This window comes from Flavobacterium sp., assembly GCF_044357305.1.
Classification (GTDB): Bacteria; Bacteroidota; Bacteroidia; order Flavobacteriales; family Flavobacteriaceae; genus Flavobacterium.
On record NZ_JBIKPS010000013.1, the window covers coordinates 32,598 to 58,580 of the forward strand.

22 protein-coding genes are annotated in these 25,983 nt (G+C 32.9%); 14 read left to right on the forward strand and 8 right to left on the reverse strand.

Going from position 1 to position 25,983, the window contains the following annotated elements:
• Nucleotides 1-36: 36 nt before the first annotated feature.
• The 5 genes from ACIQ2J_RS09480 to ACIQ2J_RS09500 form a co-directional block, all read right to left on the reverse strand.
• Nucleotides 37-471: an acyl-CoA thioesterase gene (locus ACIQ2J_RS09480; protein WP_396169015.1), complete on the reverse strand. Its 435-nt coding sequence runs from the start codon at nucleotides 469-471 to the stop codon at nucleotides 37-39.
• Nucleotides 472-496: 25 nt separating this feature from the next.
• A complete protein-coding gene (locus ACIQ2J_RS09485) occupies nucleotides 497-2,086 on the reverse strand; it encodes an AMP-binding protein (protein WP_396169017.1) in 1,590 nt (529 codons plus the stop codon).
• A gap of 3 nt (nucleotides 2,087-2,089) precedes the next feature.
• Nucleotides 2,090-2,620 carry a KilA-N domain-containing protein gene (locus tag ACIQ2J_RS09490; RefSeq protein ID WP_396169019.1) on the reverse strand — a complete coding sequence of 177 codons (531 nt, stop codon included), beginning with the start codon at nucleotides 2,618-2,620 and terminating at the stop codon, nucleotides 2,090-2,092.
• A 32-nt stretch (nucleotides 2,621-2,652) separates the two neighbouring features.
• Nucleotides 2,653-4,953 (reverse strand): bifunctional salicylyl-CoA 5-hydroxylase/oxidoreductase, encoded by a 2,301-nt coding sequence (locus ACIQ2J_RS09495; protein WP_396169022.1) that lies wholly within the window; start codon nucleotides 4,951-4,953, stop codon nucleotides 2,653-2,655.
• A gap of 62 nt (nucleotides 4,954-5,015) precedes the next feature.
• Nucleotides 5,016-5,621 (reverse strand): flavin reductase family protein, encoded by a 606-nt coding sequence (locus ACIQ2J_RS09500; RefSeq protein WP_396169024.1) that lies wholly within the window; start codon nucleotides 5,619-5,621, stop codon nucleotides 5,016-5,018.
• A gap of 381 nt (nucleotides 5,622-6,002) precedes the next feature.
• On the opposite strand from ACIQ2J_RS09500, the gene ACIQ2J_RS09505 reads away from it, so the two are divergent.
• The 14 genes from ACIQ2J_RS09505 (at nucleotide 6,003) to ACIQ2J_RS09570 (ending at nucleotide 24,069) form a co-directional block, all read left to right on the forward strand.
• Complete coding sequence (locus ACIQ2J_RS09505) at nucleotides 6,003-6,422, forward strand: hypothetical protein (RefSeq protein WP_396169026.1); 420 nt, start codon at nucleotides 6,003-6,005, stop codon at nucleotides 6,420-6,422.
• A gap of 100 nt (nucleotides 6,423-6,522) precedes the next feature.
• Nucleotides 6,523-7,812: a hypothetical protein gene (locus ACIQ2J_RS09510; RefSeq protein ID WP_396169028.1), complete on the forward strand. Its 1,290-nt coding sequence runs from the start codon at nucleotides 6,523-6,525 to the stop codon at nucleotides 7,810-7,812.
• Between the two features lie 34 nt (nucleotides 7,813-7,846).
• On the forward strand, nucleotides 7,847-9,385 hold the full coding sequence (locus tag ACIQ2J_RS09515) for an MFS transporter (protein ID WP_396169030.1): 1,539 nt from the start codon (nucleotides 7,847-7,849) through the stop codon (nucleotides 9,383-9,385).
• Nucleotides 9,386-9,395: 10 nt separating this feature from the next.
• On the forward strand, nucleotides 9,396-9,611 hold the full coding sequence (locus ACIQ2J_RS09520) for a DUF6814 family protein (protein ID WP_396169032.1): 216 nt from the start codon (nucleotides 9,396-9,398) through the stop codon (nucleotides 9,609-9,611).
• A 160-nt stretch (nucleotides 9,612-9,771) separates the two neighbouring features.
• Entirely contained in the window at nucleotides 9,772-9,966 is a 195-nt protein-coding gene (locus ACIQ2J_RS09525; protein ID WP_396169034.1) for a hypothetical protein, read from the forward strand.
• Entirely contained in the window at nucleotides 9,959-12,655 is a 2,697-nt protein-coding gene (locus ACIQ2J_RS09530; RefSeq protein WP_396169036.1) for an ATP-binding protein, read from the forward strand. Before ACIQ2J_RS09525 ends, ACIQ2J_RS09530 begins: the two co-directional genes overlap by 8 nt.
• Nucleotides 12,656-12,664: 9 nt before the next feature.
• On the forward strand, nucleotides 12,665-13,027 hold the full coding sequence (locus ACIQ2J_RS09535; RefSeq protein ID WP_396169038.1) for a response regulator transcription factor: 363 nt from the start codon (nucleotides 12,665-12,667) through the stop codon (nucleotides 13,025-13,027).
• Between the two features lie 203 nt (nucleotides 13,028-13,230).
• Nucleotides 13,231-15,126 carry an acetate--CoA ligase gene (locus ACIQ2J_RS09540; RefSeq protein WP_396169040.1) on the forward strand — a complete coding sequence of 632 codons (1,896 nt, stop codon included), beginning with the start codon at nucleotides 13,231-13,233 and terminating at the stop codon, nucleotides 15,124-15,126.
• A 270-nt stretch (nucleotides 15,127-15,396) separates the two neighbouring features.
• Complete coding sequence (gene acs / locus ACIQ2J_RS09545; RefSeq protein WP_396169042.1) at nucleotides 15,397-17,304, forward strand: acetate--CoA ligase; 1,908 nt, start codon at nucleotides 15,397-15,399, stop codon at nucleotides 17,302-17,304.
• Between the two features lie 158 nt (nucleotides 17,305-17,462).
• Nucleotides 17,463-19,805 carry a carboxypeptidase regulatory-like domain-containing protein gene (locus tag ACIQ2J_RS09550; protein WP_396169045.1) on the forward strand — a complete coding sequence of 781 codons (2,343 nt, stop codon included), beginning with the start codon at nucleotides 17,463-17,465 and terminating at the stop codon, nucleotides 19,803-19,805.
• A 6-nt stretch (nucleotides 19,806-19,811) separates the two neighbouring features.
• Complete coding sequence (locus tag ACIQ2J_RS09555; RefSeq protein ID WP_396169048.1) at nucleotides 19,812-20,822, forward strand: sensor histidine kinase; 1,011 nt, start codon at nucleotides 19,812-19,814, stop codon at nucleotides 20,820-20,822.
• Entirely contained in the window at nucleotides 20,819-21,574 is a 756-nt protein-coding gene (locus ACIQ2J_RS09560) for a LytR/AlgR family response regulator transcription factor (protein ID WP_396169050.1), read from the forward strand. Before ACIQ2J_RS09555 ends, ACIQ2J_RS09560 begins: the two co-directional genes overlap by 4 nt.
• A 128-nt stretch (nucleotides 21,575-21,702) precedes the next feature.
• Nucleotides 21,703-23,043 (forward strand): YHYH protein, encoded by a 1,341-nt coding sequence (locus tag ACIQ2J_RS09565; protein WP_396169052.1) that lies wholly within the window; start codon nucleotides 21,703-21,705, stop codon nucleotides 23,041-23,043.
• A 99-nt stretch (nucleotides 23,044-23,142) separates the two neighbouring features.
• Entirely contained in the window at nucleotides 23,143-24,069 is a 927-nt protein-coding gene (locus ACIQ2J_RS09570; RefSeq protein ID WP_396169055.1) for a polysaccharide deacetylase family protein, read from the forward strand.
• A gap of 72 nt (nucleotides 24,070-24,141) precedes the next feature.
• Here ACIQ2J_RS09570 and ACIQ2J_RS09575 read toward each other — a convergent pair whose 3' ends face one another.
• From ACIQ2J_RS09575 to ACIQ2J_RS09585, 3 genes are all read right to left on the reverse strand, one after another.
• Nucleotides 24,142-24,558: an SHOCT domain-containing protein gene (locus tag ACIQ2J_RS09575; RefSeq protein WP_396169058.1), complete on the reverse strand. Its 417-nt coding sequence runs from the start codon at nucleotides 24,556-24,558 to the stop codon at nucleotides 24,142-24,144.
• Between the two features lie 100 nt (nucleotides 24,559-24,658).
• Complete coding sequence (locus tag ACIQ2J_RS09580; RefSeq protein ID WP_396169063.1) at nucleotides 24,659-25,342, reverse strand: GDSL-type esterase/lipase family protein; 684 nt, start codon at nucleotides 25,340-25,342, stop codon at nucleotides 24,659-24,661.
• A 44-nt stretch (nucleotides 25,343-25,386) separates the two neighbouring features.
• On the reverse strand, nucleotides 25,387-25,983 hold the full coding sequence (locus tag ACIQ2J_RS09585; RefSeq protein ID WP_396169066.1) for an exonuclease domain-containing protein: 597 nt from the start codon (nucleotides 25,981-25,983) through the stop codon (nucleotides 25,387-25,389).

Genomic DNA, 25,983 nt, shown 5'->3' on the forward strand with positions numbered 1-25,983 from the left:
AATTTGGAATTACGAATTAGGAATTGAAAACGAAGATTAATTCGATATTTCTAATTTATAATTACTAATTTTATTTTTCATTTCTTCATTAAAAGGTTCTGCTTTGATGTCGTTTTTATTCTCTTGAAAGGCTACGTTTACTAGAGTTACTTCGCCTTCGAGACAGGTTTTTCCTTGTTCATCTTCAAAGGAGAATCCGCATAGGATGGAAGCACTTCCTAGATTTTTAACCCATAATTTTTTGGTAAGAATTTCTCCTAAACGTGCGGCTTTTTTGAATTGCACTTTTAAATCTACCGTTGGAATTCCGTTGGTTTCGTGCATTTTAGAAAAGGGTCGATCTAGTGCTTCTTCAAACCAATCTTCTACAAGGCAATTCAGCATTTCTAGAAATCTTGGATAGAATACAATTCCGGCATAATCCACATGCTGGAAACGGATTTTTTCTTGTTTTATAAAAGGTTGGTTCATTTAAAAATGAATTAATAATTATTTTTTATTTTAATTTATATCTCTGGATTTTTCCAGTTTCTGTTTTGGGTAATTCCTCTGTAAAACATATCACTCTTGGATATTTATATGGAGCCGCTACTTCTTTGAACCAATGTTGAATACGATTTTTCATCGCATCTGTTGCTTTAGACATATCTTTTAAAACAATATGCGCACAAACTAACATTCCTCGTTCTTCATCGGGCAAACCAACAACGGCACATTCCAGAATATCATCGTGTGTCAAAAGTACACTTTCTACTTCAATTGCCGCAATATTATAACCTGAAGAAATAATCATATCATCGCCACGAGCAACAAACCAAAGATAGCCTTCTTCATCTTGACGGAAAATATCTCCTGTGATGTTCCAGCCGTTTTCAACATATTCTAGTTGTTTGTCTTCTCGATTCAAATATTTGCAACCTGTAATACCTTTAACGGCTAATCTACCAGGTTCATTTGTTGGAAGTTCGTTTCCGTCTTGGTCTACAATTTTTGCTTCATAACCTGTAATTGCCAATCCTGTTGCGCCAGGCTTCATGTTTTCTTCATTTGAAGAAATAAAAATATGCAGTATTTCGGTAGAGCCAATTCCATCAATAATTTTCAATCCTGTTGCGTCGTACCAATCTTGCCAAACCTTTAATGGTAAGGTTTCTCCGGCTGAGACACATTTGCGTAAGCTAGAAATATCGTATTCTTTTACTTTGGTAGTAATAACGCGCCAAGCCGTTGGTGCGGTAAAACAAATGGTTATTTTATGATCTTGGATGGCTTGCAATAAATGATCGGGACTTGGTTTTTCAATCAAAAAAGTGGAAGCGCCAAAATACATCGGAAACAAAACCAATCCGCCTAAACCAAAGGTAAACCCAAGTGGAGGACTGCCTGTGAAAAGATCCTTTGGTGTGGGTTGTAAGGAATATTGCGGAAAACATTCGCAAATATTTAAAATATCTTTATGGTAATGCGACGTCATTTTAGGCAAGCCAGTAGTTCCAGAGGTAAATCCAATCAAGGCCAAACTATCGGCTTTACTGTGGTAATTGGTAAAGGTTTTTGGTTTGGATTGCATTAACTCTTCCAATTGAGAATTGCCAAACAAACAAATTTCCTTTAAAAAAGTAGATTTCACTAAATGTATTTCTTCTTCCAGAGACACATCGCAAAAGCAATGGGAAATTTCGGCACAATCTATAATGGTAGTTAATTCTTTAAAACGAAGTAGTGGCATAGTAGCAACTACAATTCCTCCCGCTTTTAAAATGGCAAACCAACAAGCCACCATCATTGGGTTATTGGCAGAACGAATTAAAACTCGATTTCCAGATTTTAAACCTAAATCTTCTAGAAGTACATGAGCAATTTGATTGGCTTTTTCAAATAAATCTTGGTAGGTCCAAGTTGCATCAAAAGTTCGGATGCAAATATTATTTCCGCGACCTTCTTTAATATGGTTATCCAACAACTTATCAACACAATTCAGCATATCGGGATGTTGAAATTGGGATAAATCGGTAAAAATATAGTCGGGTTGTAAATCCTGACTTGGGAGGTTATTGTGGGCGAAATTGTCTTCAAAATGTTTCATAGATTATTCATTTAATTTTTGAACATTTATATTTTTAGTAATTGATTTTATTTGAATAATTGCAATCTGATTTAGTTTTAACAATCTTTCTTTTTGAGAAAACTCCATTCGAATAAACTCGGCATTTAAACTTTCAATATTTGCTAAGACTAATAATTGTTCAATAGTTGCATAGTCTCGAATATTTCCTTCTAAATTAGGATTCTCATCTCGCCATTCTGTCTTGGAAATAATTCCAATAGCATTGGTTGTTTCTATCCATCTTTTGGGCGTTAAAGAAAAACTATTTGATCCAGATGCATTTTTAATTCCATCGAATTCGATGGAATTAAAAATAGGATTTCGTAATTGTTCCCATAAACCAATAAATTCAATTGTACTTCTATTACGTAGCCAGTTTTGAAGAATGTAATCGCTTCTTTCTGTATCTCGCTGACGAGCAATATCTGTTAATGAAATATAATCATCATTATTTTTCGAAATAATATTTATTCCCAAACCTTGAACTTCAATTTTTGATTTTTTTTCTTTCATTTCTTAAACAACTTACTGCTAAAACTTTACAACTATTTCTTATTGCTTTTAGGCTTCAAAGCCTTTTTCATTCCTTCAACTTGCTTTCTTTCCGTTGCTTTTAAAGGATATAAATGCGACATTCCCGCTTTGTATTGATTTGGTATATCGGTTGGCTCAAATTGTTCGTATGCTTGTGCATTGCGAACAAAGTTAGCATCCAATAATAAAGGTCTTCCTAATGCAACCAAATCTGATCTTCCGTTAAGGATTATGGTGTTAATTTGATCAATATCTTGAATGTATCCTGCTGTAATGGTTGGAATATGAACGGTATTTCGAACGGCATCTGCAAAAGGCGTTTGCCACATTCTTCCCGTTTGTGGTTTTTGCCCCGCAACTGTATTTCCTGTAGAAACATTTATAATATCGGCTCCAGCCTTTTTGAATTCGGTTGCAATAATAATTACATCTTCTTCAGAAATCCCGTTTTCTGCCCAATCAGTTGCAGAAATCCGCACTGACATTGGTTTTTCTTTCGGAAATACTTTTCGCATTTCGTTAAAAACTCGAAGTGGGAATTTCAATCTATTTTCGATGCTTCCGCCAAATTCGTCGGTTCTGATATTGGTAAGAGGCGATAGGAAAGAAGCTAATAAAAATCCGTGATGGGCTTGTAATTCAATCATATCAAATCCTGCTTCGTTCGCGTTTTTAGTAGCTTGAATGAATTGGGAAGTGATTAAATCCATATCGGATAAAGTCATTTCTTTTGGAATTGCAAACTTATCATTAAAGGCAATTGCAGAAGCCGAAAGTAATTCCCAACTATTTTCAAATGGTTCGTTACCTTCCCACGGTTTTTTAGTAGCACCTTTTCGTCCAGAATGTCCTAATTGAATTCCGATTTTAGTTTGTGTGTTTGTATGGATAAAATCATTGATTCGTTTCCATGCAACTATTTGATTTTCATTATATATTCCAGCACAACCTAAAGTGATACGTGCGGCTTCGGAAATAGCAGTTAGTTCGGTTAAAATCAATCCCAATCCACTAATAGCACGCGAGGTATAATGTTGAAAATGCCAATCGTTTACTACACCATCTTCTGCCGAATATTGTCCCATAGGAGCCATTACAATTCGGTTTTGCAATTCTAAATCTCGTAATTTGAATTTTGAAAATGCAGCGGGAATAGGTTGTGGGTTGGGGGTGGTAGGTTGTAGGTTATTGAATTCATGTAAAACTTTATCGGTAAAGGTTTTATCCCGTAATCTTAAATTTTCAAAAGTTACTTTTTTAGAACGGGTCATGCATCCGAAAGCAAATTGGTAAAAAGGATGTTGGTTGTTTCGATCCATATTTTCAAACCAATCTAACGATACTAATGCAGCATACTGAATCATTTCTACCGTATTTCTTCGGGTTTTATCGTATTGTTGGAAAGCGGCTTGCACATCCTTTGGATTCGCAATTACAGCATCCGATAAACCAATAGCGCAATCCATGGCTAATTTTGTTCCCGAGCCAATAGAGTAGTGGGCTGTGGCTTTGGCATCGCCAAGTAAAACGATATTATCATGATACCAATTCTCATTAGTAACATGAGGAAACTGTCGCCAATGGGATTTATTGGAAATTAAAGGATGGCCGTCAAGTTCTTCCTTAAATATTTCGGCAATTTTAGAAATAGTGTCGGTTTCGTTGGTGACTTCAAAACCATGTTTTTCCCAAGTTTCATTACTGCACTCAAATATCCAAGTACTCATTCCTTCTTGATATTGATAGGAATGCGCAACAATGGTTCCGTGAGGCGTGGTTCGGAAAAAATACGTAAAAGCATCCAAAGGTTTGGTAGATCCTAACCAAACAAAACGGTTTTTCTTCAAGACAATTTTAGTTCCGAATTCTTTTTGGAATTTGGTTCTAACACCACTCGCAATTCCATCGGAAGCCAAAATAATATCGGCATCTTTATATTGGGATAAGTCGTCTACATTTTGTTCGAAATGCAAATTAACGCCTTCTTCCAGACAGCGTTGTTGCAGTAATTGCAATAAAGTTTTTCGGGAACAGCCGCAAAATCCGTTTCCGGCAATATTGACTTTTTCACCATCTCGAGCAATGATAATATCATCCCAATAGGCAAATTTACTACGAATTAACTCATACGATTGCATGTCGCGTTTCAAGAATTCGCCTAAAGTTTCATCTGAAAAAACTACTCCAAAACCAAAACTATCGTCGGGCTTGTTGCGTTCGTAAATGTCAATTTGGCAATCTGGCATTGCTTTTTTGGTTAATATCGAAAAGTAAAGTCCACCAGGACCACCACCTATAATTGCTATTTTCATATTTTAATGGAACGCGGATGCAACCGATGCTTTGCAACGCTGATAACCGCTGATTTAATAATTTAACTTCTTTTTATTGAAAAAACTTCGCCTATTTTACTGTAATTAGAACCTGCTAATCGTGCAATTGGTTTGTAGGTTTCCATGTTGATTTTATAATCTTCAAGCAAAACACTTTCGTCAAAATGCATTCGAACCACGCGACCTATAACAACACATGCTCCCCCTTGTTTATGATCTTCAAGAAAATAATGATGTACCATTTCACATTCTAACTGAATGGGGCTTTCTTTTACTCGCATTGGCTTCACTACAGAAGATGGAATAGGAGTGACGCCAACCATTTCAAATTCATCTACTTCGGGAGCAACTGCTTGGGCAGTACTGTTCATTTGTTCGGCTAGGGCTTCTGTAACCATATTGACCACAAATTGCTTTGTAGCCAATATATTATTAAGAGTGTCTTTATTGGAATTATTATCTCTTCGGGTAGAAAACATTACATGTGGCGGATCATCACCAACCATGTTAAAATAGGAAAAAGGCGCAAGATTATTAGTACCGGCATCGTCAATAGTCGCTATCCAAGCTATTGGTCTTGGAATGATGGAGCCAGTTAATAATTTGTAAATTGCCTTTGAGGACAAGGTATCAGGATTGAATTCCATGCTATAATTGTGTTTGTACAAATTAAAGCTTTTTTTTGGAATTTTTTTAATCGATTGATAAATTTATATGCATATTAAAACATATAATTTATTTTATCCTAAAATTTATTACGAATAGAATTGAAGTAGTTATAGTAATACCTGTTTCTGATAATATATTGGTTACTATTAATAATTGAAAACCTTTAATTATTAGTCTGTTAAAATTTTATTTGAGTATATTGGAAAGAATTTGTGTTTTCCCGAAAATTCCTTATAAAATAGGATTTATATATTTTTTCCTCTTTATTTTTAGGGACTGTGTAATTTAAAGTAAAAAAAAATGTGTTAAATGCTTTTATGTATTTGCTAAATTAGTATATTTATGCAAAATTTATATATATGGAGATATTTGCATGCCCCAAATGCCAAAATGATGCAATTGTAAAAAGCGGCGTAATCAAAGACAGACAGCGCTATTTATGCAAAAAATGCAATTATTACTTTACGGTAAATAAACTAGGAAAAAAGATTGATAGCTACTATGTAACCAAAGCATTACAATTATACCTTGAGGGCTTGAGTTTTAGAGAGATTGAACGGATTATTGGTGTATCTCACGTTACGGTTAGTAACTGGGTTAGGGAGTTTAAAGTAACTAAACCAAGTCATACTGATTATCATCCTACTTATAAGATATATAATCACTTAGAATTGGTTGAATTTCTAAAAAACAAGGACCAATTAAAAGGTGCCGGGATGATTATTACAGAGCTTGGCGACAAGTTTATGTTAATAAAATGGGAGCGTTTTAAAGATTAGCTATAGCGATTTACAATATTATATATCAAAATTTTTTTCATTAACAAAATTTTAGAATTTGGTCGAGTAGAAATAAAAAACGAACCAAAATTCAAACCAAATGAAAAAAATTATTATGTTATCTTTTGTTGCTTTTTCCTTCGTAGGAAATGCTCAAACGACAACACCAACAACACCAACTACTACACCTGTTAAACCCGCAGAGAAAGAATGGGATGTTAGCATGTATGGCTTCATTAGAACGGATTATATCTGGGACACTCGAAAGTCGGCTCAAGTAAGAGAATACAACTTAAATCTTTATCCACTTGATGAAGTTTTAGATACTAATGGTGATGATATTAATGCAGCAGGTCAATCTAACTTTTTGTCTGTTGTATCAAGATTAGGGGTTAAAGCAAAAGGACCAAATGTTTGGGGTGCAAAAGCAACAGGGAATTTAGAAGGTGATTTCTTTGGAAATACTGAAGCATCTATTGGATTGTTTAGACTAAGACATGCTTATGCTAATTTAGAATGGTCTAAAACATCTTTAACAGTTGGACAAACTTGGTATCCAACGTTTATTCCAGAAGTTTTTCCTGGTGTGGCTAACTTTAGTACGGGAATTTTATTCAATCCTTTTGGTTGGGCTTCTCAAGTTAAATTGAAACAAAACTTAACCAAAGAACTTACATTTGCATTGACAGCTTATAAAGAAAGAGAATTTACAACTTCAACGGCTACTGGAGGAACTCAAAACTCAGCATCAATTAACTCAGCTATTCCTACATTTCACGGACAATTTCAATTTAAAAACAAAAATTGGATTGCTGGTTTAGGTGCTGAATACAAATCTCTGCAACCACTAACAGAATCTGCTGGAAAAGTTTCAAAAGAAAAAGCCAATAGTACTTCAATAGTTGCTTATTTTAAATATTCTAACGATAAATTTTCTATAAAAGCATACGGAATTTCAGGTGGTGACATGTCTAATTTAGTAATGCTTGGAGGTTTTGCAGGTTATACAGTTACAGGACAACAAGAAAAATATGAAGCCATTAAAACTTCAGCTTATTGGATAGACATTGCAAGCAATGGTAAAAAAATAGCACCCGGATTATTTATTGGTTACACTAAAAACGATGGAACTGATAAAAATGGATTAGCTGCTGGTGAAACTGTAAAATTCTATGGAAGAGGTTTTTCAGGAACTAGAGTAGTTGACAATATTTTAAGAGCTTCTGCTAGAGTTGATTTCAAACAAAATAAATTTAGAATTACACCTGAATTGGAATATACTGCAGCCACTTGGGGAGATTTAAATACAAATGCAAACGGAACAGCAGATTTGAATCAAAAAGATGTAAAAAACTTTAGAGCAATGGTTTCTTGCGTATATTCTTTCTAATTAAAAATTAACCAACTAAATAAATAATATAAATATGAGTGATAAAAAAACAAAAGGAATTTGGAAAGTAATTTCAGCTTCCTCAATGGGTACAATGATCGAATGGTATGATTTTTATATCTTCGGAAGTTTAGCAGTAGTGTTATCTACTAAATTTTTTCCAACCGATAATCCAACAGCGGCCTTTCTTTCTACATTAGCAACTTTTGCTGCAGGTTTCGTAGTGCGTCCCTTTGGAGCATTATTCTTCGGAAGATTAGGTGATATTATTGGAAGAAAATACACTTTCATGGTAACTCTTTTATTAATGGGTGGTGCAACTTTTGCAATTGGTTGTATTCCGAGTTATGAAACCATTGGATTTGCTGCTCCAATATTAGTATTAATCCTACGTTTACTTCAAGGTTTAGCTTTAGGTGGCGAATATGGTGGAGCTGCAACTTATGTAGCAGAACACGCGCCAAAAGGTGAAAAAGGATATTGGACATCGTGGATTCAAACTACGGCTACCGTTGGTTTATTCATTTCATTAATGGTAATTTTAGTTACTAAAAGTGTATTGTCTAAAGAGGCTTTTGACGAGTGGGGATGGAGAGTTCCGTTTTGGGTATCTATCCTAATGGTATTAGTTTCTTATTTGATTCGTAAAAATATGGAAGAATCTCCAGTTTTTGCTAAAGCAAAATCAGAAGGAAAAACGAGTACAAATCCGTTAAAAGAAAGTTTCGGAAATAAATACAACTTAAAATTTGTTTTACTTGCTTTATTTGGAGCAACAATGGGACAAGGAGTTGTATGGTATACTGGACAATTTTATGCAATGAACTTCCTTAAAACAGTTCAAAGTATTGATTCTTCTCAAGTGGATATGCTTTTAGGTGTTGCTTTAATTTTAGGAACTCCGTTTTTCGTAGTTTTTGGATGGTTAAGTGATAAAATTGGAAGAAAATCCATTATGATGGGTGGTATGTTGCTTGCAATATTATTGTACCGACCAATCTACCGTGCCATGTACAATACAACCGATTTAACTTTGAAAACTGAAGTTGTAGATCAAACAAAAGTAGTTCCTTCTTTAAAAGAAATTGATGCTACTAAACTGGATTCTATTTATACTACAACCAAAGCTTATACTGATGGTACAACGGTTGAAGAAATAAAAACTAAACATTTTGAAGCTGGAAAATTAATGTTGGACGATAAAGGAAAAGATAAAATCGAAACTAAAGTTACTAAACAAATTAATAGTAGCGACCGTTGGTTCTTAATCTTTATGGTATTCATTCAAGTAATTTTTGTAACTATGGTTTATGGTCCTATTGCAGCTTTCTTAGTTGAAATGTTCCCTGTAAAAATCAGATATACATCCATGTCATTGCCTTATCACGTTGGAAATGGTATCTTTGGTGGATTACTTCCAGCGATTTCAACTTACTTTGTAACCCAATCAAAAGAAGCTGGAAATGTAGAGTTTTACCTTGAAGGATTATGGTATCCAATAGGAATTGCTGCTGTTTGTTTCATCATTGGAATGATTTACATCGATAGAAAAATTAATACACTTCACGACTAAAAATAAAATTATGAATACAATAAAAAAATATTTAGGAATTGTTTGGATAGCATTAGCAATCGCTGTAGCCTATTATGCAATTGGAATTTTTGGAGGACGTTTAACCTCTGGAAAACAAGACGATTTAGTTTTCGGAATCATTATTTTCTTTATTCTACTACCAATGATTGTTACAGGATTAACCATTTTTGGATGGTATGCCTTAACAGACGAATACGAAGATTAATTTATTTGTAAAGGTAATTCTCAGAAGCTCTTATTTCGATAAGGGCTTTTGGGTTTTTAGTAATTGAGTTTTGGTTTGTGAGTTTAAAAAGTTTGTGTAAATTCGTAAAATATTCAAAATAAAAAAAACTTGGCGCCTTAGTGCCTTTGTTGCAAATAATATGAAAAAAAGACACCAACAAAAAATGATTATTGTATCTATGATTTTACTTGTAGGATTTAACCTTCCTATAGTATTATTGTTTGATTCAGCCAATAATTTTCTTGGTTTCCCAGTAGTGTATATTTACTTTTTTTCTATGTGGTTGTTTTCTATATTAGTTTCAATAGTAATTGTAAAACGATATAATGAATAGCGTAGTACTCTTGTTAATTCTATCCGTGTATCTGGCTGTTCTATTTTTTATAGCACATTGGGCAGAGAAAAAAGAGAACGGTAAATGGTCTAATAATCCCTATATCTATTCCCTTTCTTTAGCTGTTTATTGTACCGCCTGGACCTACTATGGAAGTATAGGAGTAGCAGCAGATAGCGGTTTAAGTTATCTTCCAATATATCTCGGACCAATTATTATTGCACCATCGTGGATATTAATTTTAAAAAAAATCATACGAATTTCTAGAGTTAATAAAATCTCTAGTATTGCCGATTTTATATCGTTACGTTACGGCAATAGCCGCTTTCTTGGAGCAATAGTAACGGTAATTTGCCTCACAGGAATAATTCCCTACATCGCTTTACAACTAAAAGCTATTTCTGAGACTTTTCACGTGGTAACTAAAACTGCAACTAGTTCCAATATTTTAGACGACACTACAACTTATGTCGCTGTAGCTTTGGCTTTGTTTGCATCCTATTATGGTACCCGTTATGTGGATGCTTCCGAAAAAAGAAAAGGTATTGTAACTGCTGTTGCCATGGAAAGTATTTTGAAACTAGTTTTCTTTGTCATCATAGGAATTTATGTCACTTATTTTGTTTTTGATGGCTTTAATGACATCTATGAAAAAGCATCGTTGCTAAAAAACTTTAAAGAAAAAAATACCATCGGAGGTTTGCCTCAAGCTATAAATTGGTTTTTATTATGTGTGTTGTCCATGTTTGCAATTTTCTTATTACCAAGACAATTTCAAGTTTCTGTCATCGAAAATAATAGAGAAAACCATATTAACACAGCCGTTTGGTTATTTCCTTTGTATTTATTGATATTCAATATTTTTGTGTATCCAATAGCCTGGGGCGGAAATATATTATTTGATGGAAAGGATGTAAATTCGGATGCGTATTCTCTTTTAATCCCTCAATTATTTAATAATAAAACACTTACAGTATTAGTGTTTTTAGGAGGTTTTTCGGCTGCAATATCCATGATAGTAGTTTCTTCCATTGGGCTTTCAACTATGCTTACTAACAACGTTTTAATTCCCTATAACCTAATTGGGAAATTAAAAGGAAGTGATCAAACCATAAGCAGTAGAAAAATTTTAAACAGTAGAAAAATTGGTATTTTTTCATTAATAATACTTTCGTATTTTATCTATAGATTTTTTGGGTTAGACTATAGTTTAGTTTCTATAGGAATGGTTGCTTTTGTGATAATTGCCCAACTAGCTCCTGCTTTCTTTGGTGCTTTATTTTGGAGACGTGGTTCAAGATTAGGAGCAGTTTACAGTATTATCGTTGGATTTATTATTTGTATCTATACCTTGTTAATTCCGTATTCAATTGGAATTTCAAACAGTGAAAGCACCTTTATTTCCGATGGATTATTTGGCTTTCATTTATTAAAGCCATTTCAATTATTTGGATTAGACTATTTGCAACCAGTTCCACATGCCTTATTTTGGAGTTTGCTGTTCAATGTCATCACTTATTTTTCTGTTTCTGTCAGTTTTAAAGGAAATTACCGTGAAAGAAACTATGCCGAAATGTTCGTAGATATTAGCAAATACATCACCAATCACGAGGATGCCTTTATTTGGAAAGGAACCGCTTATAGAAACGATATTGAAAAAGTATTAGTTCGATTTCTTGGAGAAGAACGTACCAAACGCGCCATGAATATTTTTAATGTAAAGTACAATATCGATATCAATCAAGAATTGGCGGATGCCCGATTAATTAAATTTTCAGAAAATTTACTTACCGGACATATAGGAACGGCTTCGGCTAGAATATTAATTTCAAGTGTTGTTAAAGAAGAAAAAATTAGTCTTCCCGAAGTCTTGAAAATCTTAGAAGAATCGAAAGAAAATATTATTATCAATAAAAAACTGACCGAAACTTCCAATGAATTAAAAGAAATTACCGCCAAATTGCAAAATGCCAATATTTCTTTAATGGTTAAAGACAAGCAAAAAGACGAATTCTTAGATACCATTACCCACGAACTTCGAACTCCAATAACTGCCATTCGTGCTGCTAGTGAAATTTTGCACGATGATGATGAAATTCCGGAAGAATTAAAAAAGCAATTTTTGCAAAATATTATCTCCGAATCCGATCGATTGAATAGATTGATTGATAAAATTTTGGATTTAGAAAAATTTGAAACTGGAAAGCAAATTATTCACGCTACTAAAAGTAATTTAATTGAAACCATTGAAAAATCAATGGAACCATTAAAGCAGTTGATTAAAAATAAAGGGATTACTGTTTATGTTGAAAGTAAAAGCAAGGTAAATGCTTATTATGATGAAGATCGTATTTTTCAAGTAATGACTAATTTACTGGCCAATTCTATTAAATTTTGTCCAGAAAAAGAGGGTGTCATTATTATTAAAGTAGAAGAAATTGAAGGATTTATTCAAACTTCGGTGCACGATAATGGCAAAGGAATTAATGATAACGACCATGAAGCAATTTTTGAAAAATTTTATCAATCGGTAAATCAAAATATAAAAAAGCCAGTGGGTAGCGGATTAGGCTTAGCTATTTGCAAACAAATTATAGAATACCATAAGGGAAAAATCCGGGTACAACCAAGTGTGAAAGGGGCTTGTGTAGTATTCACCTTGCCAAAAAATAAGAATTTAGAAAATTAATATAGTTATATGAAAAAGATTTTAATTGTTGATGACGAACCCAACATAGTAATGTCGTTAGAGTACACTTTTAAAAAGAATAATTACGAAGTATTCATTGCTCGTGACGGACAAGAAGCTTTAGATATTTTAAAAAATAATTTCCCAGACGTTATCATTTTAGATGTGATGATGCCAATGGTGGATGGTTATGCCACCTTAGAACAAATAAAAAAAGATAAAAATTTAAAACATACTAAAGTAATATTTCTTTCGGCTAAAAATAAAGAAAGTGATATTGCAAAAGGACTTGCTCTTGGAGCGGATTGCTATTTAACCAAACCTTTTTCTATTAAAAAAGTGGTAGAACAGGTTGCAGAATTACTTAACTAAAAGCAATTATTCTTTATTTTTAAAAAATATCTACTAATTTAATTATATAAATTATGCCCTAAAAAAGGCGCTCTTCTTTATTTATAGTGGTTTTACGAAATCGATTTCGTATATATTTATTTTGCAATAATATTTAATCTTGTGTTTGTAAATTATTTATATTTACTTAACAAAATTAAGCAACCGCAAACTATACATTACAAATGAATTACGAAGAATTTTATTCCAAAAGTATCCAATCTCCAGAAACTTTTTGGGCAGAGCAAGCTGATCAAATAGAATGGTACAACAAGCCTTCTATTATTTTATCCAAAGATGAAAATAACTACCCGCTTTGGTATAAGGATGGTGAATTGAATATTTGCTATCTAGCTTTAGACAAGCACATACAGGACGGTTACGGAGATCAAACTGCAATTATTTATGATTCGCCTGTTACCCAAACGGTTAAAAAATATTCTTATAATGAAGTAAAATCGGAAGTTGCTAAATTAGCGGGAGGTATGCTTTCTTTAGGATTAAAAAAAGGCGATACTGCTGTAATATACATGCCAATGATTCCGCAAGCGGCCTTTGCAATGTTGGCTTGTGCTAGAATAGGAGTGACCCATTCGGTTGTTTTTGGTGGATTCGCACCACACGAATTAGCAATCCGAATTGACGATTGCAAACCTAGATTAATCATCACTGCATCTTCAGGAATTGAAATAGATCGATTAATAGCTTACAAACCATTAGTCGATGAAGCTATCGAATTAGCATCCCATAAACCTAAAAAAGTAATTGTTTTCAATAGAAAATTAGGTGCTAGAATTCCGTTTAAAAAATACGATGTCGATTACGATGCTTTAGTTTATGGTTCAGAAGAAACTCCTTGTATTCCTGTAAACGCAACGCACCCATTATATGTTTTATATACTTCTGGAACCACAGGAAAACCAAAAGGAATTGTTAGAGATACAGGCGGTTACGCCACGGCACTTAAATTTTCAATGCAATACATTTATGGTGTAAAACAAGATGAAGTTTTTTGGGCTGCGTCGGATGTGGGCTGGGTAGTAGGACATAGTTTTATTGTTTATGGTCCACTTATTAATCGAAATGCAACCATAATATTTGAAGGAAAACCAATTAGAACTCCCGATGCTAGTACCTTTTGGAGAGTAATTGCCGAACATAAAGTAAGCACCATGTTTACTGCTCCTACAGCAATTCGTGCTATAAAAAAAGAAGATCCAAACGGAGAGTTCATCAAGCAATACGATTTAACGTGCCTAAGAAATCAATTCTTAGCAGGGGAACGTTGCGATGTGGCTACTTTGGAATGGTATAACCAACATATTCCAGTTCCTGCAATAGACCATTGGTGGCAAACCGAATCGGGATGGCCAATGATTTCCGACATGATGGGAGTAGAGTATTTGCCAGTAAAACCAGGCTCTGCTGGAAAAGCAGTTTCCGGTTATGATATTCGAATATTTGGTGAAAACGGAACCGAATTAGGTCCGAATGAAGAAGGTTATGTAGTTATTAAATTACCATTGCCTCCGGGAACAATGCTTGATTTATGGAAGGATAATAATAGATTTCAAGAAGGCTATTTAAATAAATTTCCAGGATATTATTTCTCTGGAGATGGCGGATTTAAAGATGATGATAATTATATTTTCATCACGGGTAGGGTAGATGATGTAATAAATGTAGCCGGGCACAGACTTTCTACTGCCGAAATGGAAGAAATTGTTTCTTCCCACCATTCAGTTGCTGAATGCGCAGTGGTTGGAATTAACGATGCTTTAAAAGGACAAGTTCCTTTAGCATTAATAGTTATCAAACATGGAGAAGATATGGAACATTTTCAACTGCAACATGAGGTGGTTCATTTAGTAAGAGATCAAATTGGGGCCGTAGCCTCTTTAAGAGATGTTGTTATTGTAGAGCGTTTGCCAAAAACACGTTCGGGTAAAATATTAAGAAAATTATTACGAAGTATTGCCGATGGTGATAATTTCCAAATTCCATCTACCATTGATGATGAGGCTATTATTGATGAAATTAGATTAGAATTTGAAAAAGCAAAAATAGGTTCTTTTAGATAAAGAAAAAGAAGAAAATAGAGTATAGAAAAAAGAGAAAAGAGAAAAGAGAAAAGAGAAAAGAGAAAAGAGAAAAGAGAAAAGAGAAAAGAATATAGGGAAAATATCCATTAGTTGAGAAGTCTATTATCTATACTCTATTTTCTATATTCTTTTATCTAATTATATATACCTATTTAGCAAGAAAATTCTTTACCAAAATAATAGAATACTTATATTTACACAAATTTAATATTAATTACTAGTTACTATTAACTAATTACCAAAAAAAAAATGAGTTATTATAAAATAGAAAGTTTAGAGCATTACTTTAAAATGTATAAGAAATCGGTTCGAGAGCCAAGAAAATTTTGGGATCGTATTGCAGATGAAAATTTTACTTGGTACCAAAAATGGGAAAAAGTTTTGGATTTTGACATGCAAGAATCCAAATTTAAATGGTTCGTAGATGCCAAAGTTAATATTACTAAAAACTGTATTGACAGACATTTAGCAAAAAGAGGCGAGAAAACCGCCATCATTTTTGAACCTAACGATCCAACTGAAGATGCACAACACATTTCTTATAACGAATTATATGCCAGAGTATCCAGAATGGCTAACGTACTTCGCGAACAAGGTGTAAAAAAAGGGGATAGAGTTTGTATTTATTTACCAATGATTCCAGAATTGGCAGTTTCGGTTTTGGCTTGTGCTAGAATTGGTGCGATACATTCTGTGGTATTTGCAGGATTTTCATCTTCGGCAGTATCTACAAGAATAAATGATTCCGATTGTAAAATGGTTATTACTTCGGATGGAAGTTACCGCGGAAACAAATCCATTGATTTAAAAGGAATTGTTGATGAAGCATTAGAAAAATCACCATGTGTGGAGAAAGTTTTGGTTGTTAAAAGAACCAATACTCCAGTTAATATGAAAGAAGGACGTGACCAATGGTTACAGCCTTTAATGGATGCCGCGCTTTCCAATAGTGTTGCTGAAATTATGGATGCAGAAGATCCTTTATTCATATTGTATACTTCTGGTTCTACTGGAAAACCAAAAGGAATGGTGCATACCACTGCAGGATATATGGTTTATACAGCATACACATTTAAAAATATATTCAATTACGAAGAAAACGATGTGTACTGGTGTACTGCCGATATTGGTTGGATTACGGGTCACTCTTATATTTTATACGGACCATTATTAAATGGAGCGACTACTGTTATTTTTGAAGGAGTACCTTCCTATCCAGATTATAGCCGTTTTTGGGAAGTAATTGAAAAACACCAAGTAAATCAATTCTACACTGCGCCAACTGCCATTCGTGCTTTGGCAAAAGAGAATTTGAGTTACGTGCAAAAATTTCCTTTAAGTTCCCTTAAAGTTATTGGATCTGTAGGAGAGCCTATCAATGAAGAAGCATGGCACTGGTATAACGACCACGTTGGCGGAAAACGTTGCCCTTTAGTAGATACTTGGTGGCAAACCGAAACTGGAGGAATTATGATTTCGCCAATTCCATTTGTAACGCCAACAAAACCAACTTATGCATCACTTCCTTTACCAGGAATTCAGCCCGTATTGATGGATGAATTGCGTAACGAAATTGAAGGCAATCAAGTTACGGGTAGTTTGTGTATTAAATTCCCATGGCCTGCTATGGCAAGAACCATTTGGGGGGATCACCAACGTTATAAAGAAACCTATTTCTCTGCTTTCCCAGGTAAATATTTTACAGGAGACGGTGCTTTACGTGATGAAGTAGGATACTATAGAATTACTGGTAGAGTAGATGATGTAATTATTGTTTCTGGACATAATTTAGGAACTGCTCCAATTGAAGATGCTATTAATGAGCACCCAGCAGTTGCAGAAAGTGCTATAGTAGGATTTCCTCACGATATTAAAGGGAATGCGCTTTACGGATTTGTAATCTTGAAAGAAACAGGAGAAACTCGTGACAGAACAAATCTTGCCAAAGAGATTAACCAATTAATTTCAGATCAAATTGGACCAATTGCTAAATTGGACAAGATTCAATTCGTATCTGGTTTACCAAAAACCCGTTCTGGAAAAATTATGCGTAGAATATTACGTAAAATAGCAGAAGGAGATTTCTCTAATTTCGGAGATACTTCAACATTGCTAAATCCAGAAATTGTGGATGAAATTAAAGAAGGAAAATTATAGTTTTTTATTAAAGATTTAGTTTATTTAATTAAAAACTGCTTCAGAAATGGAGCAGTTTTTTTGTTGTTACAACTCAACACGATTTTTCTACAATTCAACTTTTTTTGCTAAAAGATCATAAATAGCTTTATTAATTTTACTATCAAAATATACTTTTTATGAAAAAATACCTTTTTATATTATTGATTTCAACAGCACTGTTTGCTCAAGATAACAAGCAAAATATCCGTGGAATTGTTATCGACAAATTATCGCAAACTCCTATAATTGGTGCAAAAGTTCAAATAATTAATTCCGAAAAACAAACTGTTACGGATGAAAAAGGGAACTATATTTTAACCAATATCGCACCCGATCGTTATGAAATTAAAGTTTCCTATATAGGTTATAAAGAAGTCGTAATTCCAAACGTAATTGTAACTTCAGGAAAAGAAGTGATTTTGGACGTTACTCTAGAAGACGAATTCAAAAAACTAGATGAAGTTGTTATAAAAGCCTCCAACAAAGCAGGAACGATCAATAAATTAGCCACCGTTAGCGCCCGAACTTTTTCTATGGAAGAAGTTAATCGTTATGCAGGCGGTAGGAGTGATGTGGCTCGATTGGCAGCCAACTTTGCAGGAGTAAGCACTCCCGATGATAGCCGAAACGATATTGTTATTAGAGGTAATTCGCCAGTAGGTGTGTTATGGCGCATTGACGGAATGAATGTAACCAATCCCAATCATTTTGCTTCTGTTGGAACAACTGGTGGCGCGGTAAGTGCTTTAAATACTAATTTATTAAAGAATTCCGATTTCTTTACTTCGGCTTTTCCTGCCGAATATGGCAATGCAACTTCGGGTGTTTTTGATTTAGGATTCAGAAGTGGAAATTCTAAAAAAAGAGAAACTACATTACAATTTGGCGTGATTACAGGTCTTGAAGCAACAACCGAAGGGCCAATTAACAAAGAAAAAGGATCTTCCTATTTGGTAGGTTATCGTTATGGATTGGCCAGTATTGCGCAAGCCGTTGGCGTTGATATTGGTACCACTGCAACACCATCCTATCAAGATTTGTCGTTCAAATTAAATAGTGGTACTTCAAAATTTGGAAAATTTTCGATGTTCGGAATTTTGGCAACAAGTACCATAAAAATTGATGGAGGAAATTCCAGTAGTTTATATGGAAACGGAAATCAAGTAGATTTTGCAAGTAAAATAGCGATTGTTGGTCTAAATCATTTCAAACAAATCAATCCAAAATCGTTTATTAGTTCTACCATTGGTTTGAATTATTCTAAAAACGACCAAACATCCTATGATTTTGATCGGATGGCCAATTTAAATTTCACAAAAGAAGTTAGTAATGTGGCAAAAACAGGCTATAATTTCAGTTCAACTTATAACTTAAAAGTGAATTCAAAGTTTTTTATAAAAGCAGGAATTCAGAATGAATTATTGGGATTGGATTTATTTTATAAAACAAAAGATAATGGTATTGCTCCGTTTATACAAGTTTGGGATTACAACAGTTATACCAATTTAGCGCAAGCGTTTGTTCATGGAAAATACAATATTAGCGAGAAATTAGTTTTAAATGCTGGCGTGCATTCGCAAAAGTTTTTCTTGAACAATTCGTTTTCGGTAGAACCTCGTTTGGGCTTGAAATATGCTGTAAATAACAAGAGCAGTTTTAGTTTAGGATATGGATTACATTCGCAAATGCAACCAATTAATGTTTATTTTTTACAGACCCAAAATGCAGATGGATCGTATTCGTACAATAATAAAAATTTAGATTTCACAAAAAGCCAGCACTTTGTTTTGAGTTATGATTTACAACCCTTCAAAGATTGGCGATTGAAAACAGAGGTTTATTATCAAGCTATTTCTAATGTTCCAGTGAATACTTTTTCCAGCAGTTATTCGATGTTGAATACTGGTTCCAGTTTCAAAACCGATTTAGAAGACAATCTTACCAATGCAGGAACGGGTAAAAATTATGGTGCCGAAATAACTATCGAAAAATTCTTTAGCAAAGGCTATTACGGATTATTTACATCTTCATTGTACAGTTCAAAATACAAAGGAAGTGATGGCGTTGAACGAAATACAGCATTTAACGGGAAATACGTTTTTAATATTTTGGGAGGAAAAGAATGGAAAGTAGGAGCCGATAATAGAAATAAAATCAGCACTGATATAAAATTCACTAATGCTGGCGGAAGATCATACACTCCAGTAGATATTTCGGCTTCGCAATTTGCAAACAAAGAAGTACTTTCTACCAATGCCTATTCGGCTAATTATGCTAATTATTTTAGATTGGATTTAAAAGGAAGTTATACCATAAATAGCAAAACCAAAAAACTTTCCCAATCGTTTTCATTAGATTTACAGAATGTTACCAATCATAAAAATATGTTTTCACAAACGTATGATAACCAAAGAATGAATTTGAATACTACTTATCAATTGGGTTTCTTTCCAAATTTTATTTATAAATTGCAGTTTTAAATAGGTATGAGAACTATCAAATACAGAGTTTTTTATATGTTTGGAATTGGATTAGCCATTGCTTTTCTATTCAAATTATTTGTTTTTCGTAGTCCAAATTTTTTGGACGATGAAATCTTATTTGTTAGCATCATAACGGTTCTTTTGTGGGAAGGAAATCTGCAAATTGATAGCTTTTTAGATAAAAAAATCTCATGGATAACTTCACCTAACGAACGAATAATTGCACAAATTGTTACCAATTTAGTATATACCATTTTGGTTTTAATCACTTCAATTTCAGTTATTAATTATTTCAAATTTGGTTCTTTTGAAATATTTAACCCTAAGTTGAGAGAAGTATTTATACCTACTTTAATTATAACTTTTCTAGTTATTATTATTGACATTTCGAATCATTTTTTAAAATCTTGGAAAGCCAGTTTACTTGAAGTTGAAAAATACAAAACAGAAAGTGCCAATGCGCAATTGCAAAATTTAAAAAGTCAATTGAATCCTCATTTTCTATTCAATAATTTAAGCGTTTTAACTTCGTTAGTTTATAAAAACCAAGATAAAGCAGCCGAATTTATTAATGAATTAGCAAAAGTATATCGGTATGTTTTGGATAGTAAAAATTCCGAATTAGTGCCGTTGCAAGAAGAATTAGATTTTATAAATCATTATATTTATTTACAAAAAATACGATTTGAAGACCGAATTTCATTTGAAATAAACATAGAAGAAAACAAAAATTCTTATTTAATTGTACCAATGTGTTTGCAAATGGTAGTTGAAAATACCATCCAACATAATGAAGCATCACAGGCCAATCCTCTGAAAGTAAAGATTTATACCCAAGATAATTTTTTAGTAATTGAAAACAAAATAAAACTGCGAAGCGACGAAGTGAATAGTTCTAAAACAGGTTTGAAAAATATAGAATTGCGGTATTCTTTTTACACCGATGAAAAAGTTGTCATTGCTAACAACGGAGAAATTTTTAAAGTAATTTTGCCTTTAATACAAAAGAAATGAAAGTTGTAATTATAGAAGACGAAAAATTATCGGCAGATCATTTAACTATTTTATTAAATAAAATTGATACGTCTATTGTGGTAATTGAATGTTTTGATTCTATTAAATCTTCTGTAACTGCCTTTAAAGAAGTACTGAATTGCGATTTAATTTTTATGGATATTCATTTGGCAGATGGCAATAGTTTTGAAATTTTTAATCAAATACAACTAGAAATTCCAATCATTTTTACCACCGCTTTTGATAATTACGCCATTCAAGCTTTTAAGCAAAACAGCATCGATTATTTATTGAAACCCATTAGTTTACAAGATTTACAATTTGCTTTAGATAAATTCCAAAAGCATCATCAATTTGATAATAAAGACCTTATTTCTAGTATTGCAACGGCTTACCAGCAAATGAATAAAGAATACAAAACCCGCTTTTTAGTCAAATTAGGGCAAACTATAGATACCATTCCTGTAGAAGAAATTCATCATTTTGAAACCAAAGAAAGTCTATCGTTTTTAGTTACCAATAAAGGAAATCACTATCTCATTGATTATACTTTAGATCATTTGGAAACGATGTTACATCCTAAAAATTTCTTTCGTACCAACAGAAAAATAATCTTAAACATTAATTCTATCGAAAAAGTAAGTACTTATTTTAATAGTCGTTTATCTATTGCAACAAAATTTCTAGATTCGGATGCTAAAATTGTAAGCCGAGATCGAGTACAGGATTTCAAAAAATGGTTGGATAATTAAAATATCCTATATCAATACTTTTTTTGTTACAATTCAACCTTTTTTATTTACAATTCAACCTAATTTCATTTTTGATACTTTAATTCTAAAAGTATATTTGTTTGATATAATCAAATAAACTTCAGAATATGAAATCAAAACTAATTTTGTTACTCTTTATTGTTGGTAGTTCTACTTTCGCACAAACCAATCCAGCAATTTTATCGTGGTTGCAAAACACAAATAATACCAAAGGAAGATATTATCTAACAGGTAATCCTACCCCAATAAACACAACAATAAATGCCAATGTGCAACTAGTTCAATATTCTTCTAATTTTGTTTATGTTAGTGCTACTGGAGTACCAGCTTTTGTTACAGGTCCCTTTGCGACAGGTCCTGTGACAACCGCATTGAATAATAATTATAGAATTAAACTACCTTTAAATCCAACAGTAGCTACAACCAATACGTTAGTTGGTATGGGAGCAGTCGCAGCTTTTATTAATGGCACAGTTGCTTACACTGCAGGGGATGGGGGATCTTATAACAATCTAAATCAATGGCATTCTAATGCAGTTTACTTTGAAAATATTGGTTTTGATTGTGCGCATGGGCATCCAGGACCAATGACATCCGATTACCATCACCATCAAAATCCTTCTGCTTTTAATATAGAAACAGTACCAACCTCCTCCATCTGTAATATCTATTTAGCCGATGGTCTTTATGTTCCAAATGCTGCCACACACGGACCACTTATTGGTTTTGCAGCCGATGGATATCCTATTTATGGGGCTTACGGGTATACCAATCCATTGGATGCTACTACACCTATAAAGAGAATCACTCCTAGTTATCGATTAAGAAACATTACAGCAAGAACAACATTGCCTAATGGAACTGCTTCTGTAGGACCAACTTTAACCCAAATGGTTCAAATTATGGGTCCAGGAGCTCCACAAATTCAAGCAGTATTGGGAGCTTATTTGGAAGATTTTGAATATGTTGCTGGTTTGGGTGATTTAGATGAAAGCAACGGAAGATTTTGTAAAACTCCTGAATATCCAAACGGAATTTATTGTTATTTTGCAACTATTGATGAAAATAACAAACCTGTATATCCATATCTTTTAGGAAAATATTATCATGGTGTAGTCCAAGCTTCTACCCACGCAACTATAAGTGAACCAGTAACAACATACAATCCAGCTTTATCGGTGGCTAATAACAATTTAGAACAAATTGGCTTGTCTTTATTTCCTAATCCTTCTAGCGATATAGTAGTCGTTCAGTCTTACTCGCCAGTTGTTAGTGATTTAAAAATTGAATTATTTGATGTAAATGGAAAATTAATTTTAGAAGATACTCTAAAACAAGGTAGTACGATGAGTTATCTAAATCTAGAAACCGTTTATTCAGGTATTTATTTTGTGAAAATATCAGATGATAAAAATTCAATTACTAAAAAGGTAATTGTTTCGCATTAGAATTGATTTTTTCTAATTATTTTTGAAGGTGTTTAAAAAAAATCTCAATATAATCGGAAATAAGATTTTGAAAATCAGTTGGATAATTAAAATTACATTATGAAAAAAATAATTACAAATCTATTGATTCTGATTGCTTTTTCAGCATCTGCACAAATAAATCCAGAGTTAGCTACTAGCGGAATTAACATTAAAATGCTTTTTCCAGAAGGTAAAAACAAAGCCCTAATTCTGAGTTATGATGATGGTAGAACCGAAGACAGACAGTTGGTGCAACTCCTAAATAAATACCATCTTATTGGAACTTTTCATTTGAATTCTAATAAATTGGGTTCCAAAGATTATCTAAATAAAGAGGAAATTAAGAATTTATTTAAAGGACATGAAGTTTCGGTTCATTCTGCAAATCATCCTAATTTGCCCGATCAATCTAAAATAGATGTTATTTCTGAAATTGTAGAAGATAGAAAGGAACTAGAACGTTTAATGGAATATCCTGTAAGAGGCATGGCATATCCTTTTGGAAATACGAATGATGCTGTAATTGAAGCCATGGATGGATTGGGAATGGAATATGCCAGAACGGTAGGGGATACCTATACTTTTGAAATTCCAAAAGAATTTTTAAGATGGCATCCAACCATGCACCAATTTGCAAAGGCTTATTGGGAGCCTAACCAACCCGAAAAAGATGCTCAGGAGATGGCACGTTTTTATAAAGTTATAGAGGTTTTTATTACGACGAAAGAACTTGCAGTTTTGGATATATGGGGACACAGTTGGGAAATGGGATCGGATGCAAATAAATGGTCGGAAACCGAAAAATTCTTAAAATTGCTTTCCGATAATTCTGCAATTTATTATACCGCACAAATAGAATTAGTAGATTATATCAAAGCCTTTCAGAATTTGAAATTTTCAGTCAATAAAAAAAGGGTTGTCAATTTAAGTGCTATTGATCTTTTTCTAAAAAAAGAAAACAAAACATATAAAATCCCTGCAGGTGCAACAATTTCAATAGATTAAGTTTTATATCTAAAAATTTAAACAAAAAAAATCTCCATTATTAGTGGAGATTTTTTACTTATATAGGAATTTCTAATTACCTAATATTTTGTTTTTTTGTTGTTCAAATTCAGAAGCGGTGATAACTCCCGAATCGGCAAGGTCTTTAAGTTTTTTCAATTCATCAGCAATGCTAGAAGAAGATCCACCTGTATTAGTTCCACTTTTTAAAGAGGATTTTCCTTTTTCAATACCTTCTTTAATCTGTTTAACTTCTGCTTTCGTAAAACCGGATGCAGTCATTTGAGTTCCACCAGCATAAATTGAAATAGATGAAAACCCTACAAGTGGTGTGTCGATTTCAACCGAAGCAATATGGTTAAAATCAAATTGTTTGGTTTCACCTTTAAACAATCCTGGTATTTTTATAGTAATTCCTGTAGATTCTAGGTGTATTTCGGTTGGAAAAATTTTATTTCCTGCAGAAAGGCGTGATGCTGTATATTTCATTAGTTTTTAATTTAAAATTGCAATTTAGGATAGGTGCAAAAGTACAAAAAACACCAATCAAAAAGTAGTTTATTGACACACAAAAATGATTGATATAAAATTACTTTTTTAAATAGGTTGAAATCCCTTTCTGTACCAATACTTCCATGACTTTATACCCTTCTAAATTGGGATGCACACCATCTGCGCTATATATTATTGGTAACCCTTTTTCATCATCTACCATAGCTGCATAATAATCTACGCAAGTAATTTTATTTTTTTTAGCATAGTTAGAAATCAAATGGTTAAGAGCAATTACTTTATCGGCTGGTTCTAGTTTTGGGTTCCAATTAAAATGATTAGCAGGTAAAACTGTACAAAGAATAACTTTTATCTTATTGGCTTTGGCCAATTCTACCATAGAAATAATATTTTCCATAATAGATTCTATAGAAATAGGACCTGTATTCTCGGCAATATCATTAATTCCTGCCAAAATAACAACTACCGATGGATTTAATTCAATAACATCTTGGCGAAAACGAAGAAGCATTTGTGGCGTAGTTTGCCCGCTAATACCTCTGTTTATATAGGAATTACAATTGAAATAACTTTCATCATTTACTTTCCAAAATTCGGTAATAGAATCGCCCATAAAAACAACAGTATTAGTAGTTGCTAGTTGGCTATTTTCTTTAGCATACTTATTTAAATTGGGCCAATCTTTATTCATAGTAGTATCTTGACTGTAATTACATATGGGGAATATACCGAGAATTAGTAAGGTGAAAAATTTTTTCATTTCAATAATTAAGACAATTAAATTGATTTTTAATCCATAGATAACTATTGCAAATGCAATCTTGATTTTAATTTCAAAAATAATAAAGCAATAGTATAAGCATTATCGGTAGTAGAAATACGTTCGTTTTTTGGAACTTTATAAATAGCGCTTAATTGGTCAATAGTGAAATTGGCATTATTAATATCATTCAGTTTTTTATGCATCATTTCAATATCTAGAGCTTCATTTTTTAACCTTCCACAAGCTAATTTTTCTAAAACTCCATTTATCATCTCTACATCAAAATGGATTCGGTGTCCTACAAGAGTAGCATTTCCAATAAAATCAATGAATTTCTCAAAAGCTTGATATTCTGATAGTTTTGGCTGTTCCGATTCCAAAAGAAAATCATTAGACAAACCATTATCGTGCAAGAATTTATATTGTGGAATAGTAACTTCAAATACTTCACCCAATCGGATGCTATCCTCAATAACAGCAACAGCTCCAAAAGATAAAATCACATCTTTTTTAGGGTTTAGACCACTGGTTTCTGTGCATAAAACAACATATCTATTCGATTTTTTTTCGAATTTAGATAGATAGTTTTTCCAAAATTCTGGTGAATTTTTATTTATGTTTTTTAGCCAATCAATCAT